At 36.4% G+C, this 18,361-nt stretch carries 16 protein-coding genes; 11 read left to right on the top strand and 5 right to left on the bottom strand.

Annotation, left to right across the window (positions count from 1 at the left end):
- Positions 1–2 precede the first annotated feature (2 nt).
- From CDOM16190_RS01120 to CDOM16190_RS01090, 7 genes are all read left to right on the top strand, one after another.
- Positions 3–221 carry a DNA-directed RNA polymerase subunit omega gene (locus tag CDOM16190_RS01120; protein ID WP_169974177.1) on the top strand — a complete coding sequence of 73 codons (219 nt, stop codon included), beginning with the start codon at positions 3–5 and terminating at the stop codon, positions 219–221.
- The gene (locus tag CDOM16190_RS01115; RefSeq protein WP_170018527.1) at positions 205–2,388 is read left to right on the top strand and encodes a RelA/SpoT family protein; all 2,184 of its coding nucleotides are present in this window, start codon (positions 205–207) and stop codon (positions 2,386–2,388) included. Before CDOM16190_RS01120 ends, CDOM16190_RS01115 begins: the two co-directional genes overlap by 17 nt.
- Before the next feature lie 16 nt (positions 2,389–2,404).
- Positions 2,405–3,619: a tyrosine--tRNA ligase gene (tyrS, locus tag CDOM16190_RS01110; protein WP_170018526.1), complete on the top strand. Its 1,215-nt coding sequence runs from the start codon at positions 2,405–2,407 to the stop codon at positions 3,617–3,619.
- On the top strand, positions 3,609–4,706 hold the full coding sequence (locus CDOM16190_RS01105) for a nitronate monooxygenase (RefSeq protein WP_170018525.1): 1,098 nt from the start codon (positions 3,609–3,611) through the stop codon (positions 4,704–4,706). The genes tyrS and CDOM16190_RS01105 overlap by 11 nt, the downstream gene beginning before the upstream one ends.
- Positions 4,690–6,180, top strand: a complete 1,491-nt coding sequence (locus CDOM16190_RS01100; RefSeq protein WP_170018524.1) for an N-acetylmuramoyl-L-alanine amidase family protein — start codon at positions 4,690–4,692, stop codon at positions 6,178–6,180. Before CDOM16190_RS01105 ends, CDOM16190_RS01100 begins: the two co-directional genes overlap by 17 nt.
- Positions 6,177–8,051: a bifunctional tRNA (5-methylaminomethyl-2-thiouridine)(34)-methyltransferase MnmC2/FAD-dependent 5-carboxymethylaminomethyl-2-thiouridine(34) oxidoreductase MnmC1 gene (gene mnmC / locus CDOM16190_RS01095; RefSeq protein ID WP_170018523.1), complete on the top strand. Its 1,875-nt coding sequence runs from the start codon at positions 6,177–6,179 to the stop codon at positions 8,049–8,051. Before CDOM16190_RS01100 ends, mnmC begins: the two co-directional genes overlap by 4 nt.
- A gap of 101 nt (positions 8,052–8,152) precedes the next feature.
- Positions 8,153–9,586, top strand: a complete 1,434-nt coding sequence (locus CDOM16190_RS01090; protein WP_170018522.1) for a hypothetical protein — start codon at positions 8,153–8,155, stop codon at positions 9,584–9,586.
- A gap of 193 nt (positions 9,587–9,779) precedes the next feature.
- Here CDOM16190_RS01090 and CDOM16190_RS01085 read toward each other — a convergent pair whose 3' ends face one another.
- The 5 genes from CDOM16190_RS01085 to aspS all read right to left on the bottom strand — a co-directional run bounded on the left by CDOM16190_RS01085 (position 9,780) and on the right by aspS (position 13,743).
- The gene (locus CDOM16190_RS01085) at positions 9,780–9,965 is read right to left on the bottom strand and encodes a hypothetical protein (protein ID WP_170018521.1); all 186 of its coding nucleotides are present in this window, start codon (positions 9,963–9,965) and stop codon (positions 9,780–9,782) included.
- A 37-nt stretch (positions 9,966–10,002) separates the two neighbouring features.
- Positions 10,003–10,521: an inorganic diphosphatase gene (gene ppa / locus CDOM16190_RS01080; RefSeq protein ID WP_170018520.1), complete on the bottom strand. Its 519-nt coding sequence runs from the start codon at positions 10,519–10,521 to the stop codon at positions 10,003–10,005.
- Between the two features lie 291 nt (positions 10,522–10,812).
- Positions 10,813–11,193: a YgiW/YdeI family stress tolerance OB fold protein gene (locus CDOM16190_RS01075; protein WP_170018519.1), complete on the bottom strand. Its 381-nt coding sequence runs from the start codon at positions 11,191–11,193 to the stop codon at positions 10,813–10,815.
- Between the two features lie 219 nt (positions 11,194–11,412).
- Positions 11,413–11,982: an adenylate kinase gene (locus tag CDOM16190_RS01070; protein ID WP_170018518.1), complete on the bottom strand. Its 570-nt coding sequence runs from the start codon at positions 11,980–11,982 to the stop codon at positions 11,413–11,415.
- A 9-nt stretch (positions 11,983–11,991) separates the two neighbouring features.
- A complete protein-coding gene (aspS, locus tag CDOM16190_RS01065) occupies positions 11,992–13,743 on the bottom strand; it encodes an aspartate--tRNA ligase (RefSeq protein ID WP_170018517.1) in 1,752 nt (583 codons plus the stop codon).
- A 94-nt stretch (positions 13,744–13,837) separates the two neighbouring features.
- On the opposite strand from aspS, the gene CDOM16190_RS01060 reads away from it, so the two are divergent.
- The 4 genes from CDOM16190_RS01060 to CDOM16190_RS01045 all read left to right on the top strand — a co-directional run bounded on the left by CDOM16190_RS01060 (position 13,838) and on the right by CDOM16190_RS01045 (position 18,352).
- Positions 13,838–14,713: an NAD(+) kinase gene (locus CDOM16190_RS01060; protein WP_170018516.1), complete on the top strand. Its 876-nt coding sequence runs from the start codon at positions 13,838–13,840 to the stop codon at positions 14,711–14,713.
- Entirely contained in the window at positions 14,706–16,229 is a 1,524-nt protein-coding gene (locus tag CDOM16190_RS01055; RefSeq protein WP_170018515.1) for an AAA family ATPase, read from the top strand. The genes CDOM16190_RS01060 and CDOM16190_RS01055 overlap by 8 nt, the downstream gene beginning before the upstream one ends.
- 81 nt (positions 16,230–16,310) lie before the next feature.
- On the top strand, positions 16,311–17,567 hold the full coding sequence (locus CDOM16190_RS01050; RefSeq protein ID WP_170018514.1) for a GGDEF domain-containing response regulator: 1,257 nt from the start codon (positions 16,311–16,313) through the stop codon (positions 17,565–17,567).
- Positions 17,564–18,352, top strand: a complete 789-nt coding sequence (locus tag CDOM16190_RS01045; protein ID WP_170018513.1) for a TatD family hydrolase — start codon at positions 17,564–17,566, stop codon at positions 18,350–18,352. The genes CDOM16190_RS01050 and CDOM16190_RS01045 overlap by 4 nt, the downstream gene beginning before the upstream one ends.
- Positions 18,353–18,361: the final 9 nt, after the last annotated feature.

Below are 18,361 nucleotides of genomic sequence, written 5' to 3'. Positions count from 1 at the left end.
TAATGAGAATAGAAGAGGTAGCCGCGAAAGCATTAAAAACGGTTGAAGGTGATAGATATAAGCTATCTTTAGTAGTGGCAAAACGCGCAGAAGCTTTGGCTGCAGGAGCTAAAAGTTTGCTTGATAAAGATGTAAGCAAGATGAAATTTGCAGATATTGCACTTTGCGAAATTGCCGAAGGAAAAATTAGTCTAGAGGCTATCATTGAAACAGCAAAATAGCGGGATTTTTTTAGAACAACTCATTGAAGATATAGTTGTTTGTAAGGATGTAGCCGGCGCTAGAGATATTTTAGCCTCTCTTTGTAATATTACCCCAAACATAGAAAAGGCTATTAGCTGCTGTATAACATCTCATGCTGGGCAATTTAGAAAGAGCGGAGAGCCTTACGCGATACACCCTATATTGGTATCTTCTATCGTGGCTCATATGGGTGGTGATGAGAGTATGATAATATCTGCTATCTTGCACGACGTAGTGGAGGATACGGATTGCTCTACTGAGACTGTCAGAGAGGAATTTGGAGAAGAGGTAGCAAAGCTGGTAGAGGGACTTACTAAAATTGTAGCCATTAGGGAGGATAAGCTGGCCAGTTCTGAGTCAAACGAGCGTCTAGCAGCCTCTGCTATGACATTTCGTAAGATGCTTTTAGTGTCTATTGAAGATGTTCGTGTGCTTGTAGTAAAGCTTTGCGATAGACTTCATAATATGATAACCCTAGATGCTTTAAGACCCGAAAAGCAAAAGCGAATCGCAGAAGAGACTCTTATGGTTTATGCTCCTATTGCTCACAGATTAGGAATCTCTTCTATAAAAAATATACTTGAGGATATAAGTTTTAAATATGCACTTCCTGAAGAGTATAAAAAAATCGATAAGTACATAGATGAACATAAACAAGAGCTTCAGTTAAAGCTAAATTCGTTTATAGAAAAGATTAGTCAAATTTTACTTCAAAACGGTTTTAATGAAAGCAGTTTTGATATACAAAAGCGTGTAAAGCATCACTATTCCATCTATCTTAAGATGCAAAGAAAGGGAATATCCATAGAGGAGGTTTTAGATCTTCTTGCAGCTAGAATTTTGGTCAGAGAGCCTCAGGATTGTTATTTGGCACTCGGGCTTTTGCATATAAATTTTAATCCTCTTATATCAAGATTTAAGGACTATATCGCACTTCCTAAGCAAAATGGATACCAAACTATTCATACTACAATTTTTGATAATAAAAGCATTTTTGAAGTCCAAATTCGCACCTTTGATATGCACAAAACCGCAGAATACGGAGTTGCAGCCCACTGGAAGTATAAAAGCGGAGGATTTTTAAATCCTAAGCTTGATTGGCTAAGTGATATCGGTATGCAAAACGAAAGTGAAAATAATCCTGAAGAGCTATATGAGTATGCAAAAGATAGCCTATACGTAGAGGATATTGCCGTTTATTCGCCAAAGGGAGATATTTTTACTCTGCCGCGCGGAGCTACTGCACTTGATTACGCTTATGAGATTCACACCGAGATAGGACTGCATGCCAAAGAGGCTTATGTAAACCGCATTAGAGTTTCGCTTCTAACCGAGCTAAAAAATGGAGATATAGTAAATATTGTCACAGGAGACGAGCCAAAATACCGCTGCTCTTGGCTTGGAAGCGTAAAAACAGGCAAGGCAAAGGCTACCATAAGATCACTTTGTAAGCAGAAAATCAGGGATATAAATAATATCGTCGCGCTTGAAATTTTAAGTGGAATTTTTGGGGTATCTACTAATAGAATCCTTGTTTGGCTTGAGAGCGAAAAGATGACAAAAAGAGTATTTAGAGCCGCCTATGACTCCGTATACCTTCAAGATGTCGTAAATGCTCTTAAAAAATATATAAAAAAAGATCGTCCATTTGCTCTTGCTTTAACAGATAAATATCTTGTTAGAAAGCAGAAATTTGATCATATAGTTATCTATTCAAACCATAAAATAAGTAGTGTAGAGTTTGATTACTGTTGCAATCCAAAAAGAGGCGATGATATCATGGGCTTTAGAAATGATCATCATGTAACCGTTCACCATAAGCTATGTGAGCGTGCTATGAAGTTAGCCGAAGATAAGAATGAGATGATTTTTGTAAAATGGACTAGAAATGCCCCTCATAGATATAAAATCATCTTAAGTCTTGAAAATCGCCGTGGTTCTTTGGCTGAGTTTTTAACATATATAGCTAGGTTGCAAGTAGATCTCGTTACTATAACGCTTTCTGAAGCAAACGACATTGCTGCGGATGTATTTAATCTAACTATAGAGCTTAATGAAAATTTGGATGTGAACGAAATTAAAGATAGACTAAGAGATCGTTATAAGATCATGGAATTCGTATCTCTTGATGATGCGTATAATTAAAATTTAAGGAGAAGAAGTGGCTGATATTGCAAAAATTATAGACGAGATAAAAAAGGGTGTTGCAGAGATAATTGGCGAAGAGCAGGTTGTAGAGCTTGTAAAAAGATATTATGAAAAAGGCGAAAATTTTTATGTAAAAGCAGGCTTTGATCCTACTGCGCCAGACCTTCACTTGGGTCACTCCGTAGTGCTTACTAAAATGGCATTTCTTCAAAAGCATGGGGCTATAGTGCAGTTTTTAATAGGAGATTTTACTGGTCAAATAGGCGATCCAAGCGGTAAATCAGCCACTAGAAAGAAACTTGATAAAGAGACTGTGGCTAAAAATGCTAAAACTTATGAAGATCAGGTTTTTAAAATTTTAGATCCTAAAAAAACCGTAATAATGTTTAACTCAAAGTGGTGTAACGAGCTTGGAGCGGCAGGTATTGTTGAGCTAGCAAGCACTTTTCCCGTGGCTAGAATGCTTGAGCGTGATGATTTCGAGAAGAGATTTAAGGCTGGTAGCTCCATATCCATAAGTGAGTTTTTATACCCTCTTTTACAAGGTTATGATAGTGTGGCGATGAAATGCGATATAGAGATGGGAGGAACAGACCAGAAATTTAACCTTCTAATGGGTAGAACTCTGCAAAGAATTTATAATATCGGAAAAGAGCAAGCGGTTATAATGATGCCACTTCTCGAGGGGCTTGACGGCGTAAATAAGATGAGTAAAAGCTTGGGTAATTATATAGGAGTAACGGATAATGCAAATGATATGTTTGGTAAAATTTTAAGCATTAGCGATGATCTTATGTGGAGATACTATGAGCTTTTGAGTGATAAAAGTGTGGATGAGATAAAGAGTCTAAAAGATGATGTTGATAGTGGCAAAGCACATCCAAAGGCTGTAAAAGAGGCTCTTGCATTAGAAATAACGGCACGCTATCATGGCGAATCGGTTGCCAACGAGGCTAAGGCTGAATTTGACCGAGTTCATACTCAAAATCAAATTCCGGCAGAGCTTGAAGAATTTAATCTTAAGGCTCCAGTTTGGATAGTCGAGGCTTTGGTTCATTGTAAATTAAGCTCTACAAATTCTCAAGCAAGACGAGATATAAGTGCAAATGCGGTTAGTATAGATCAAAAGAAAATTTCCGATGAACAGTTAAAACTTGGCGTTGGAGAGTATATTTTACAAGTAGGCAAGAGAAAATTCGCAAAACTAAAGGTAGTAGATGGAGTTTAAATCGATAAAAATTGGAAAATATGAGATAAAGTACCCGATAATTCAAGGCGGAATGGGGCTTGGTATAAGTTGGGACAAGCTGGCTGGCAACGTAAGCTTGGAAGGAGGACTAGGAGTAATAAGCTCCGTTGGTACCGGATATTATGAAAATAGAGCACATATAACCAAAGAGCTAAATTCAAAACCGCTTGGAAGTGAAAATTTCTATTCACGTGAGGGTCTTAAGGCTGTCATTGATAATGCTAGAAAAATTTGCGGAGATCTGCCTCTTGGAGTAAATATACTATATGCCAGCAACGATTACGCCAGAACCGTAAAAGATGCCTGCGAACACGGTATAAATATAATAATAAGTGGAGCAGGACTACCTACAAATTTGCCAGAATTCACACAAAATTTCAAAGACGTAGCATTAGTTCCGATAGTATCTTCCGCTAAAGCTCTTAAGATCATCTGCAAACGTTGGACAATGAGATATAACCGTCTTCCTGATGCTGTGATTTTAGAAGGACCTCTTAGCGGAGGACATCAAGGCTTTACATACGAGCAATGCCTAGATCCAGAGTATCAACTTGAAAATTTAATAAAGCCTGTAAAAGAGGAGATAAAAGAGTGGGGCGATTTTCCGCTTTTTGCAGCTGGCGGCATCTGGGATAAAGATGATATAAAAAGAGTCTGTGATCTCGGTGCTGACGGAGTGCAGATGGGAACGAGATTTATAGGTACTCACGAATGCGATGCGAGTAAAGATTTTAAGGATGTGATATTGAATGCGAAAAAAGAGGATATCGAGCTTATTAAAAGTCCTGTCGGATATCCTGCACGCGGAGTAAGGACTAATTTACTAGACTTAGTGGATAAAAAGGCTGGCCCAAAGATAAGTTGTATAAGTAACTGCGTAAGCCCTTGTCAACGCGGAAAAGAGGCTAAAGAGGTCGGTTATTGTATAGCCGATAGGTTATTTGACGCATTTTCAGGAGTTAAAGAGACCGGGCTATTTTTTACTGGTGCAAATGGGTATAAGCTAAACGAGATAATTAGTGTAAAAGAGCTTTTTAAAAAACTGATACATGGCGAAAATAGTTAGGATTATTTTATTTTTTTTATTAATTGCGACGTCAGGGGTTTGCTCCGCTTTTGATGCTAGGATCAAGAATTTTGACGATAAATTTATAAAGGCAAACAAAACTGCTAGACTTGAACTCCATCAGGACATGAAGGGATTATATATAAAATCCGTCATAGATAATGATGATAAAATTAGAGTTGAGATATTAAAAAGACTGATTCAAAGCTCAAAAGCATTGGGATTAGGCTCTAATCCATATGAAAGAGAGCTGGAGTCATTAGTACAAGTTGCACAAAAAGATAGTAAAAGCAATAAAAAGCTACAAAAAGAGTCAAAAGGATCAAAGCAGCCATTAATAACAGCCAAAGAAAATTACTCAAATAAATCAATTCAAATTCTAAAAGTTATCGAACATCCAAATAGCTTGGAGATAAAATTTAGTAGTCCTATTTTGGAAAGCGATGTAAAACATTTTAAACTGAATTCAAAAAATCATTTTAGAAATGTGTATGACTTAAACAGGGCATGGATAAGTAAGCCTCAAACTTTGAAAAATATAATATCTGATGATCTCAAAGTAAGTCAATTCGATAAAAACACTATCAGGGTCGTATTTTCCCATAAAAAAGAGCAAAAAATAAATTTCAAAATAAATCAAAATTCTATATTTTTCGCGCTTGATAAAGTAGAATTTGAAAATTTAGCATCAAATTCAAAAAATCAGCAAAAAACTGAACTTAAAGACAAACATGATAAAAAGCAAAATAATGATTTATCTAAAAAGGCTACTAAAACCAAGATTAAAAGAGCAGGCAGGATCATAGTCCTTGATGCGGGGCATGGTGGCGACGATCCTGGCGCGATAGGTGGCGCAAAACTTAAAGAAAAAAATATCGTCTTAAGCATAGCTCTTAAGGCTGGAGATGAACTTAAAAAGCGTGGATATAAGGTGTATTATACCCGCACGAAAGATAAATTTATAAACCTCAGAAGTAGAACCAAGCTTGCTAACGACAAACTTGCCGATCTTTTTATATCTATACACGCAAATGCCGCTCCAAATAAGCAAAAAGGCGAAGTTATGCAAGGTATCGAGACATTTTTCCTCTCGCCTGCAAGAAGCGAGCGTAGCAAAAATGTAGCTGCGCTTGAAAACAAATCGGACATAGACGAGATGAATTTTTTCTCTAAACAGACTTTTTTAAATTTCTTAAACAGAGAAAAGATCATAGCCTCAAACAAGCTTGCCATCGATATCCAAAGAGAGGTTCTTGCCAGAACCAAAAAGATAAATTCAAAGGTCGTTGACGGTGGAGTAAGAGAGGCTCCGTTTTGGGTTCTAGTGGGTGCGCTTATGCCCGCTGTTTTGCTTGAAGTGGGCTACATCTCACATCCTGATGAAGGCAAGCTAATAAGCAAGTCAAACTACCAAGACGCTATCGCTAAAGGAATTGCTAACGGCGTTGATGTGTATTTTGCAAATCAGCAATGAAAACCGCTCAAATTTCCTTTAAAGACGGAGTTGCTTATAGCGAGGATTTTGGAGATATATACTTTAGCGCCGATAATCCTGCCGGCGAGAGCAGATATGTGTTTGCTAGCGCAATTGATGAAATTTGGGATAGCAAGCAGAAATTTATCATCGCTGAAGCTGGCTTTGGAGCAGGGCTTAATTTTTTAACAACACTAAACAAATTCAAAAACTCAAACAAATTTTTGCATTACGTCAGCATTGAGGCAAATCCTATTAGCAAGGAAGATCTTGTTAGGATTTATCAAAATTTAGGTGTCTTTAAAGAGCTTTCAAATGAGCTTATAAAAAGCTACCCACCGCTTATACAAGGATTTCACCGACTAAATTTTGCAAATTCACGTATCACGCTTGATCTTTGCTTTGGCAAGATCGATCAAATTTTGCCCGAGCTTGATTTTAGAGCTGATATCTGGTTTATGGACGGATTTGCACCTAGCAAGAATTCCGATATGTGGAGTGACGAGGTCTTTAAAGAGGTTGCAAATTTAAGTAAATCTGGAGCGATTTTACGAACCTACTCTAGTGCTAAAGCCGTGCAAAATGCACTTGCTAAAAATGGTTTTAAAGTAAGCTTGCAAAAAGGCTTTAGCAAAAAGCGCGAGATGATAAGCGCTACTCTTGAAACTGCGAGTCGTAACGTTAAAAATCCATGGTTTAGTAGATTTGATATCCAAAGTAGCGATAAAACTCCAAAGAACGCACTTATCATAGGTGGCGGAGTGGCAGGATGTGTGAGCGCTTATAAGCTAGCCCAGCTTGGCGTAAAAGTTACCATAGCTGAAAAATGCGAAGACATCGCTACAAACGGCTCTGGTAATCACTGCGGAATTTTGATGCCGCTTATCACAAAGCCTGAAGTAGAGCTTGGCAGGATGCACATGAACGCGTTTTTACAAGCGGTTAGGTTTTATAAAAAGACTATGAGCAAGACTGAGTGCGAATTTAGGGGGTGCATAGACTATGCACACGATGAAAAGCTTTTAGCAAGGCTAGAAGAGTGGCTTAAATTTGATGATGAAAATGGAGTTTTTGATATAAATTTAAATAGTGCTCCTTATCCTAGCGCCTTTATAAAAGAAGGTGCCAAGGCTAGACCGCGAAAGATGTGCAAGACGGCAAGTAAGTGCGCTGATATCTTGCTTGGATATGAGTTTGAGAGCTATGAGGTTTTGCCTGATGGTAAAATTTCGGCGAAATTTAAAAACGGAAAAGCCATCATTAGCGATATGCTGTTCCTAGCTCTTGGCAGCGATAGTATGGAGTTTTTCTCAAATTTTGACATGCAACTTAGCTCGGTTCGCGGGCAGGTCACGCACATAAAAGAGTCCGTAAAGACAAATTTGGCTTTTAGCGCTAAAGGCTATGTCTGCCCTGAGGTTGATGGCGTGCAAGTTGTCGGTGCAACTTATGATAGAAATTTAAAACTTGATGAGTCTAGAAGCAGTGACGATGAGAAAAATTTAGCCGATATAGGTGAGTTTTTGCAGGGTAAGAAGCCTAAAATTTTAGGCTCAAAAGTGGGCTATAGAAGCTATAGCGGTGATAGATTTCCGATCATCGGAAGGCTTTATGATGAGGAATTTTATAAGGATAGCTACAAAGCTCTTCTTTGGACGAAAAATAAGAGCGAAAATTTAAGCGCCAAATATATCCCAAACGTCTATATAAATACGGCTCACGGCTCGCGCGGACTATGCACTGCCGTGCTTGGGGCTGAGCTTATCTGTGATCTTGTGTTTGATCGACCGCTATGCATAGAAAAGAGCCTTTTTGACGCACTTCATCCTGCTAGATTTTTGATACGAAAGCTTAAAAAAGGGCATTTTTAATTATATATTTTATCTTATTTATAAAATTGAAAAATAAATTTAAATGATACAAATATTATTTTTTATGTTAAAATATAATTTAGTATTTATAAAGGATTAAAATGGCACTAAATCAATCTTTAGTATCTTCATTGTATGTTAGCCTTTTTGGGAGAGTAAGCGAAGGAGATGGTAACAGTTATTGGCTCAAGAAGTCTATAGATGATAATCTTAATATGGCTCAAATTGCTGATAATATGCTTGATTCTTTTGTTGCTAAACAATACTTTGGTAATAATTTATATGATAATTTTAAATTTATAAATTTTATTTACGAAAATACTTTAAACAAGTCAGCGTATTCTCATAAAGGAATTAAAGTTGATTCAGAAGGTGTTTACTATTGGACAAATTTGCTTAATACAAAACAGTTTAGCAAAGGTCAAATTGTAAGTGAAATGATAAAAGCTATTTATAATCATGATAATATAAAAACAGATGCTGGTATTTTATTTAAAAATAAAGTTTTACTATCAAATGCTACTGCAAATTTAATAAAAAGTGCAAATCCTAATAAATTAGAACCATTTATCGATGCTGTAAAATCTGTAAAGTCAGATTCTACTGAGTCGGATATATCAAATATTTTGCAGAAACTATCTGATAAAGTTAAAGGCTACACGTTTGATAATGAAACACTTATAGTTCACAAAGATACTGTTGGTATGATAACAGTAGATCAGATACCTAGAAATATACAAGTTGATGGTTTTAGCATTTTGAGATCTAAAGATGGTGGAAGGGCTTATACGCAGAAAGATTTAATTTATTATTTACAAAATGATGATAAAAAATCTTTTGAAACAGGATATTTCTATAATTATAAAGTAAACGATACTAGATATTTATATTTAGAAAAAGGTGGCTCTAAAAATTCTTATTCTCCTGATAAAGATTTGCTTATAAGAGTTTTAGATATGCCAAAAAGCATGAACAACTATAAAGATTACACTGATTTTGGATTGTTTGGCACAAGATTTTTGAGTGATGCAAATAAAAATGAGATAACTTTTGGTAAGGATGCGAAAATACCTTCCAAGCCTATTTATTCTAGTAGTCCTTTCAAAGTAGATAAAACTGAGAACACAAAAGGATATTATTGGAGTGATGATGTTTTAATTGTATACAAAAATACAACAGGAGTAATATCTATTGAAAATATACCAAATGCGATTAGTATAAATGGTCAATATCTTGATACCACAACAAGCAACACTATTAAGTCATATACTAATGTGGAAAATTTGCTTAAAGCAATAGTTGAAGGTGTTGCACTTCCTAAGTATATATCAAGCAATGAAGGAGATGTCTTTCAAGCACAAGTGAAAAATAATAGATATGTGTATATAAATAAAGATGGATATCAATCAAATAATAATAAAGAACAGTCTTTTGATTATGATAATGATTTAATGATAGAAATAGTAGGGCTTAAGAGTGATGGAGGTAAATATACTGCAGTAGACACAGACAGCTCTTATATTTATTTAGTATAAGCTGCTTAAATTGTAAGTTTTTAATTAACTTATGAAGATTGTTTTTATTTGGAGTGATATATTTAATCTAAACTTTTTACTAAAAACTGAAACATAAAATTTAAATGAATTTTTATATTTAATATTACTAGTTAGTCTTTATGAGTAAAAAATTAATAATTTATCAGGATATAATCTCAGTATACTTTTGTATTTATTTATAAAATTTATTATTTTGTTCTTTTGTTGTATTGTAATCTCCAAATTTTCTATTCTCAAATTTCTTTGAAAAACCGCCATATTTTTGCGTTTTGCCTCCGTGCATATCTATGATGCCTCTTTCTTGTGAAGCACCAAGTAAGAAGGCGCAAGCTGTTAGTATAAGTAGTAGTTGTTTCAAATTTTACCTTTGAAAGCCCCAAATTTAGGGGCTTATATTATTTATAGCTTGCTATGGCTTTATCTAAAATCGCTTTTGCTGTGTCCGCGCACTTAAATTCTTTTACTTTTACCCATTTGTTTGGCTCAAGCATTTTGTAAGTCTCAAAGAAATTTCTTATCTTATTTAGTGTGGCTTCCGGAAGATCTTTATAGCTTTTTATAGCGTCATATCTTGGATCTATCTTACTAACCGGCACTGCAAGAAGTTTTTCGTCCATTCCCGCTTCATCTTCCATCACAAGAACTCCGATCAATCGGCAAGGGATGACACTGCCGGCTTGCAAAGGATACTCGTTAAGCACCAAAATGTCTGCAGGATCGCCGTCCTCTGCTAGCGTGTTTGGCACGAAGCCGTAGTTTGCAGGGTAAAACATCGCAGAATACAGCACGCGATCAACGAAAACCGCACCGCTGTCTTTGCAAATTTCATATTTTATGTTTGAGCCGTATGGGATTTCGATTACGGCATTGATTTTATCGGGGTTTGAGCCCGCTTTGATTTTTGATATATCCATGTTTGCTCCTTGGTTTATTTGCGTGTGATTATACTTATTTGCGGCTTTTATTTAAGTTAAATTTGACAGCCTGCATTTGGCATAAGTTGATTTAAGATACTTGATAAAGTAGGTTTGAGATTAAATTTAATAAAATTGAGATGAGGTGGTTTTTAAAATTTTGGCTTGAATTAACCTTTGTAAAGCTATGATAAGTTACATGGCTGTTTTGGTGATCTGCAAATCAAATTTAGTCTAAAGCCCTTTTTTGTAAATTTTAGTTTTAAAAAGGGCTTTAGGGTATATAGCTGGTTATTTTATTATTTCAACAGATTTTACATCTATTGTTGTTTTTGTAAGATCTTTATCGACTTTGCCTGTGATTCTTATAGGCGTGTTTTCATCTACTGTTACGCCTTTCCAGATGTGATTGTCTATTTCTATCTCGACTACATCGCCACTTTTGCCTACAAATTCGTAGTGCTCGGCTCTGATTTGCGATCTTATTTTACCTTCAAGTATCACAGGGGCGTCATCTCTTAAATTTAAAGCCTCTTTTACGCTCATTAAAGTCGCACTTCCTTTGCCTGTGAAGCCGCCTTGGTTTTGTGCGGCGTTATTTGTGCCTGTAAATCCTCCGCTTGCCAAAAGCGAGCCTGCTAGAAGAGCTGATAGTGTAAGTTTTTTAAGCATTTTATATCCTTTAAATTTTGATTTTATTTTTTAAGCTCCGCTAAATAGAGCAGCCTGATAACTTAGTTTTATAACTTACTATGAAGTTTGTTATAAACTGAAGCGAATTGTAATGCGAATTTGTTAATTAAAAGTTAAGGGGTAATATTGCTTAAAAAATAGTAAATTTGCCACATTTTGCGCTATTTGCAAAGCGTGGCAAATTAAATTTTAGTAGTTTTATAGAAGTGAATTTATTAGTTTTCTCATGTCTTGCACTATCTCATCGATCGTTCTTTCGCCGTTTATCTCGTGAAGCAAATTTTTGCTTGAATAAAATTCACGAATTGCGCCGATCGGCTCAAGATATACTTTCATTCTGTTGTTAAATACTTCATTATTATCATCAGCGCCTCTTGCACGTCCAAGCACACGCTCCCTGGCTACATCTTCGCTAACGGCCACTTCGATAACGCCTTTTAGTGCAATTTCATCTTGCGCAGAGAGGACTTTATCAAGCTCACTCATCTGCTCAATGCTTCTAGGATATCCGTCAAGCACGACATTTGGCGTTTTTGAGCTTTTTATAGCGCTTATTATCGCATTTACAACCACTTCAAGAGGGACTAAATTTCCTTTTGAGATGTAGCTGTCGATGAGTTTGCCTAGCTCGCTTCCGCTTGCAACTTCTTCTCTAAGCAGATCACCCGTGGAGTAGTGAGTAAAGCTCTCATCGCCTTTTGCGATCAAATTCGCGTCTGTTGTCTTACCGCTTCCCGGTGCTCCGATTATCAAAAATAGTTTTTTCATCAAATTTCCTTAGTTGGTTTTTTCTCTTAGTCTAAGTCCAAGCTCTCGAAGTTGCTCGGAATTTGCTTCACTCGGCGCTTTTGTCATAGGGCATTGTGCGCGCTGTGTTTTAGGGAATGCGATGACGTCACGAATGCTGGTTGATTTAGTAGCCAGCATCACAAGGCGGTCAAATCCTATCGCGATACCTCCGTGCGGTGGCGCTCCAAAGCTAAGCGCGTCAAGCAGGAAGCCAAATTTCTCTCTTTGCTCGGCTTCGTCTATGCCAAGAAGTTTAAATACCTTTTGTTGAACGTCGTTTTTGTGGATTCTCACGCTTCCTCCGCCTAGTTCAAAGCCGTTTAGCACAACGTCGTGAGCTATGGATAGGATATCTTCTAAGTCCTCTTCGTCTATATTTTTAGGCATGGTAAACGGATGGTGCATTGCAGAGTAGCTTCCGTCGTCGTTTTGTTCAAACATAGGGAAATCTAGCACCCATAAAAATTCCATTCTGTCTTGATCGATTATTCCCATTTGCTCAGCTAAGAAAATTCTAAATCTTCCCATATAGTCAAGTACTATCTTTTTCTTGCCTGCACCGAAAAATACGACATCGCCAAGCTTTAACTCGCATCTATCAACTATCTCTTGAAGGTCTTTTTCTTCAAAGAATTTGCAAAGCGGACCTTTTAATCCGTCCTCTTTCATCTGGAAGTATCCTAGTCCTTGAGCTCCGAATTTGCGGACAAATTCTTCAAACCTATTCATCTCGCGCTTGCTAAATATATTATCTCCGTTTGGCACTTTAAGCGCTTTTATGCGGTTTTTCTTAGGATCTTTTGCGATAGAGCTAAAAATTTCATTTGTCGAGCGAGCGAATATATCAATCACGTCAACCATAGCTAGATCGTATCTAAGGTCAGGCTTATCCGAGCCGTATGTTTCGGTAGCTTCTTTGTAGCTCATGCGTCTAAACGGCGTTTTGACATCATATCCGCAGGCTGCAAAGATGTCTTTTAGAACTTCTTCGGCCATATTTAAGATATCATCTTGCTTAATAAAACTCATCTCGATATCAATCTGCGTAAATTCAGGCTGGCGATCAGCTCGCAAATCCTCATCTCTAAAGCATTTTGCTATCTGAAAATACTTATCAAAGCCAGAGCACATCAAAAGCTGCTTAAATAGCTGAGGGCTTTGCGGAAGTGCATAAAATTGCCCCGGATATACGCGGCTTGGCACCAGATAATCTCTTGCTCCTTCAGGTGTGGCGCGAGTTAGGATAGGTGTTTCAAATTCTATAAAGCCAAGCCTATCAAGTGCGTTTCTAGCAGCAATCGCAGCCTTTGAGCGCATTTTAAAGATATTTTGCAAGCGCTCGTTTCTTAAGTCCAAAAATCGGTATTTAAGCCTGATGTCTTCATTTACCGAGTTATCGTTGATCATAAACGGAAGCGGTTCGCTTGGGTTTTCAACTATCACTTCGCTTACTACCACTTCGATCTCACCGGTCTTTAGCCTTGGATTTACAAGTCCTTCGCCACGCGCTCTTATCTTGCCTTTAATTTTTAAAACATACTCGTCGCGAACTTTTGACGCTATTTCATGAGCGCTTATGCTATCGGCAGGATCGCAAACCAGCTGGATTAGCCCTGTTCTATCTCTTAAATCGATAAAGACAACTCCGCCGTGGTCTCTATAAGTATTTACCCAGCCGCAAAGATCGACTTCTTTGCCGATGTCCGCCGCACTAAGCTCTGCGCAATAATGGCTTCGCATTAGATACTCCTTAAAATTCGTTTTTGAAAGCCTGATTATACTCAAATTTTGCTTTTACCGAGCTTTTAAACCAAAATATGCTACAATCAAAACTATGAAAAAAGAGAGAAATTTAAATATTGCCGATGTAAAAAAAGTCGGAGTTGTAGCTAAGATAAATGCCGATTTGGCTAAAAATTTAAAGACGATTGAGAAAATTTTAGCCAAATACAGTGTAGAAATTTTACTTGAAAAAAGTTGTGCTAAAGAGGTTGATAAGCAGGGTTTTGAGCTAATAAATTTGGCTAAAAATTGTGATTTTCTAATCTCTTTAGGAGGAGACGGCACGATCATCTCAGTTTGCAGACAGAGTGCAGAAATTTCGCCGTTTGTGCTTGGAATTCATGCAGGAAGACTTGGATTTTTAACAGATATCACGATGGATGAATGCGAAGAGTTTTTTAAAGACTTTTTTGAGGGAAAATTCTATATCGAAACCCCGTTTATGCTTGATGTGTTTATGCATAAAAAAAGCGGCGATACGGTAAAAAAGATAGCCTTTAACGAAGCTGCGATACTAAGCTTGAAGCCAGGCTCTATGGCTCATATCAATGCGCTTTTAAACGGAAAAGATTTTAACTCGTATTTTGGCGACGGCGTTCTTATATCAACGCCGATCGGCTCAACTGCTTACAACATGAGCGCAAACGGACCTATCATCTATCCGTTAAGCGATGTTTTTGCCGTTACTCCGATATGCTCTCATTCGCTTACTCAGCGTCCTGTAGTGCTTCCAAGAGGGTTTGAGATGAAATTTAAAACCCAAAGCGATGCTGTTTTGGTTATCGATGGGCAAGATAGGTTTAACATGTCAAATTTAGATAGCATTAGCGTTGCTTTGAGTGAAAAATCGGCAAAATTTATCCGCCATATCGGCAGGGATTACTTTCAAATTTTAAAAGAAAAACTTCACTGGGGTTATAATGATTGAGAGGCTTTTGATAAAGGAATATCTAAATTTTGATAGCGTTGAGCTGAAATTTAAGGAGGGGCTTAGCGTATTTACCGGCGTAAGCGGTGCGGGCAAGTCGGTTTTGATGAGTGCGATAATGGCTGTTTTTGGGCTTAAGGATAGCGACGCAAAGCTGATTGAAGCGGATGTGGAGTATAAATTCAGTGCCGAGGAGTATGGGATTGAGAGCGAGCAGATAAATACTTTTAAGCTGTTTAGAGATAAGGCGACAAGGTATTTTATCAACTCTCAGGCTATCTCAAAGAAAAATCTCGCCTCAATCGCAAAAGAGCATATAAAATATCTGTCCGCCAAAGAGATAAACGAGTTTGAAAACGAGAGATTTTTAAATTTACTTGATATCGCCGAAAGTAAAAAAAACGGAGAATTTTTAAAATTTAAGCAGGAATTTGAGGCGAAATTTAAGGAATTTGATCAAATTTCAAAAGAGTTGCAAAATATAATAGAAGATGAAAGAAGGATTGAGGAGCTTAAGGAATTCGCAAGCTTTGAGATATCAAAAATAGAGTCGGTTAGCCCAAAAGTAGGCGAATTTGAAGAGCTTATGGAGATAAAAAAACGCCTTAGTAAAAAAGATAAGATAAATGAAGCTTGGAGTAGGGCTGAAGCCGTGTTTCACGCTGAAAGAGCCGTCATAGATGCGCTAAATATCAGCGATATAGATGCGAGCTTTTTTGAAGAGTGCATGAACGAGCTTAGAATAGCGCGCGACAATCTAAATATGGATGAGCTTGAAGATATCGATATAGAAGGCGTTTTGGATAGGATCGAGGCGCTAAATTCGCTAATTCGCAGGTATGCAAGCATCGAGGAGGCGCTTGAGCTACTTCAAAAACGAAAAGTAGAGCTTAATAAGTACGAAAACATAAGCTTTGAAAAGAGCTTGCTTGAAGCTAAATTTAACGCTTTAAAAAGCGAGATTAACGATATGTCAAGCAAGCTTACTAATGCAAGAAGTGAAAATCTAAAAGAGCTTGAAATCCTTATAAATTCCTATCTTAAAGAGCTTTATATGAGCAAGATAACTCTAAAAATAAGCCCAAAACCGCTTGATAAATTTGGAGTCGATGAAGTTAGCCTGAGCTTAAATGAGACGAATTTAAAAAATTTGAGCTCCGGTGAGTTAAATCGCTTGCGTCTTGCATTTATAGCGAGCGAAACGCAAATTTCAGGAAGCGGAAATGGAGTTATTATACTTGATGAGATAGATGCGAATTTAAGCGGAAAAGAGGCGATGAGTATCGCAAATGTGCTTTTAAATTTAGCCAAATTTTATCAAATTTTTGCTATATCACATCAGCCTCAACTTAGCTCAAAGGCAAATTCTCACTTTTTGGTTGAAAGACATGGCGAAGAATCAATCGTAATAGAGCTTGAAAATAGCGAACGTATATCTGAGCTTGCTAGAATGATAAGCGGTGAAAAGATAACAAATGAGGCTTTAAATTTTGCTAGGCAACTTTTGGAGAGTTAAAAATTTTATATTTTAACAAGAAAAAAAATGGTAGCATTGAAGAAAATTATAAATTTAATGTGTAATGGATAACTTATATTTATGAAAAAAAGTAGAATTTTAATAGTTGAAGACAATAAGGCATTGGCAAAACTTATTGCAAAAAAGATGGAAGGTAACGTCGAAATGGATATAGACGTAGCCCATAGTATGGCTGAAGCGGAAGTTTTTTTAGCTAAACCAAGTGAATATTTTATAGCCCTGCTTGATCTAAATTTGCCTGACGCTCCAAATGGAGAGATTGTAGATTATGTTATTTCAAAAGGTATTGCGGCGATAGTGCTAACAGGAAGTCTTGACCCTAAGACTAGAGAAATATTTATACATAAAGATATAGTAGATTATGTTTACAAGAGCAACATGGATGATATAAACTATATATTTCAAATGATAAATAGGCTTATTAAAAATAAGCAGTATAAGGTTATGATCATTGAAGATTCGATGCCTTTTAGAAATAATATTAAAAAAATTCTAACAAGTCTTCAGTTTCAGGTATTTACAGCTGCTCATGGCGAGGAGGCTATGAGCTATTTTGCCGATCACCCTGATATAAAGCTTGTTGTAACTGATTATAGAATGCCTATTAAAGATGGTCTTGGGGTTTTAAAAGAGCTTAGAAAGGAAAAAGACAAGAATAATCTTGGAATAATAGTTATTACATCTCCGAAAGAGGAGGTTAATGCCTCTATATTTCTTAAAAATGGAGCAAATGATTTTATCGCAAAGCCTTTTGAAAAAGAGGAATTTATCTGCAGAATACATAATACTATAGAGGCTATAGAAAATATTAATAGAATTGCAAATTTTGCAAATCATGATTTTTTGACAGGCGTTTATAACAGAAGGTATTTTTATGCCAATATGGAGGAATATTTAAGTAAGCATGAGGAATTCTTTGAACCTTACGCGATAGCTATGCTTGACATAGATCATTTTAAGAGTATTAATGACACTTATGGTCATGATGGCGGAGATAAGGTGCTTCAGTTTTTGGCAAAAAAATTAGTAGATGAGACAAAAGGAAACGATATTGTGGCTAGATTTGGAGGGGAGGAATTTTGTATAGTTCTTAAAAATATCTCCAAAGAAGAGGCTATTAAATTTTTTGTAAATTTAAGATCCAATATTGCGTCTCAAGTTATAACTTTAAAAAAAGAGAATTTTAAATTTACTGTTTCTATCGGTGTAGCATTTGGAAGAAGTGATTATTCTTTAGATGAAATTTTAGAATTTGCAGATGATGCATTGTATGAAGCTAAGGATAATGGCAGAAATAGAGTAGAGGTAGCTGGATGATAATAGATACTCATTGTCATCTTGATGATAATAGATACGATGAAGATCTTGATACGGTTATGCAAAATACCTATAGTGGCGGCATTGGTGGGGTTTTGATACCTGGTGCTGATATTAAAGATTTACCAAAAGCTGCTAGAATAGCCAATGCTTATAAAAATGTTTTTTTTGCAGTGGGTGTTCATCCGTATCATATAGATGATTTTGATGAGAATGAGTTACGTAAATTTGCCAAGGATGGCAAATGTATAGCTGTAGGCGAATGCGGACTTGATTATTTTAGGCTACCAAAAGATGAGGGTAAGAAATTAGCCGAAAAAGAGTCTCAGAAGAGAGTTTTTAAGGCTCAGCTTGATTTGGCTGTAGAGCTTAATCTACCCGTAATTTTACATATTAGAGATTCTAATGAGGATTGTTATAATATATTAAAAGAGTATGCAAGTAGGCTAAAAGGGGCGGTTTTGCATTGTTATAACGCATCGCCATTACTTTTAGAGCTTAGTAAATTTGGAAATTTTTATTTTGGAATCGGTGGAGTTTTAACATTTAAAAATGCTAAAAATTTAGTGGAAATTTTGCCTAAAATTCCAAGAGATAAGTTACTTATCGAAACAGATAGTCCATATCTTTCGCCTGAACCATATAGAGGTAGGAGAAATGAGCCTTTTTATACGCAATTTGTTGCACAAAGAATGAGTGAAATTTTAGATTTAGAAAAAGAGGAGATAATTAGAATAACCACGCAAAATGCTAAAATGCTTTTTGGAAATTTTAATACCGAATAAATAAGGAGA

This window comes from Campylobacter sp. RM16190, assembly GCF_012978835.1.
In the GTDB taxonomy this organism is placed as follows: Bacteria; Campylobacterota; Campylobacteria; order Campylobacterales; family Campylobacteraceae; genus Campylobacter_A.
This window is presented reverse-complemented; position numbering and strand designations above follow the sequence as displayed.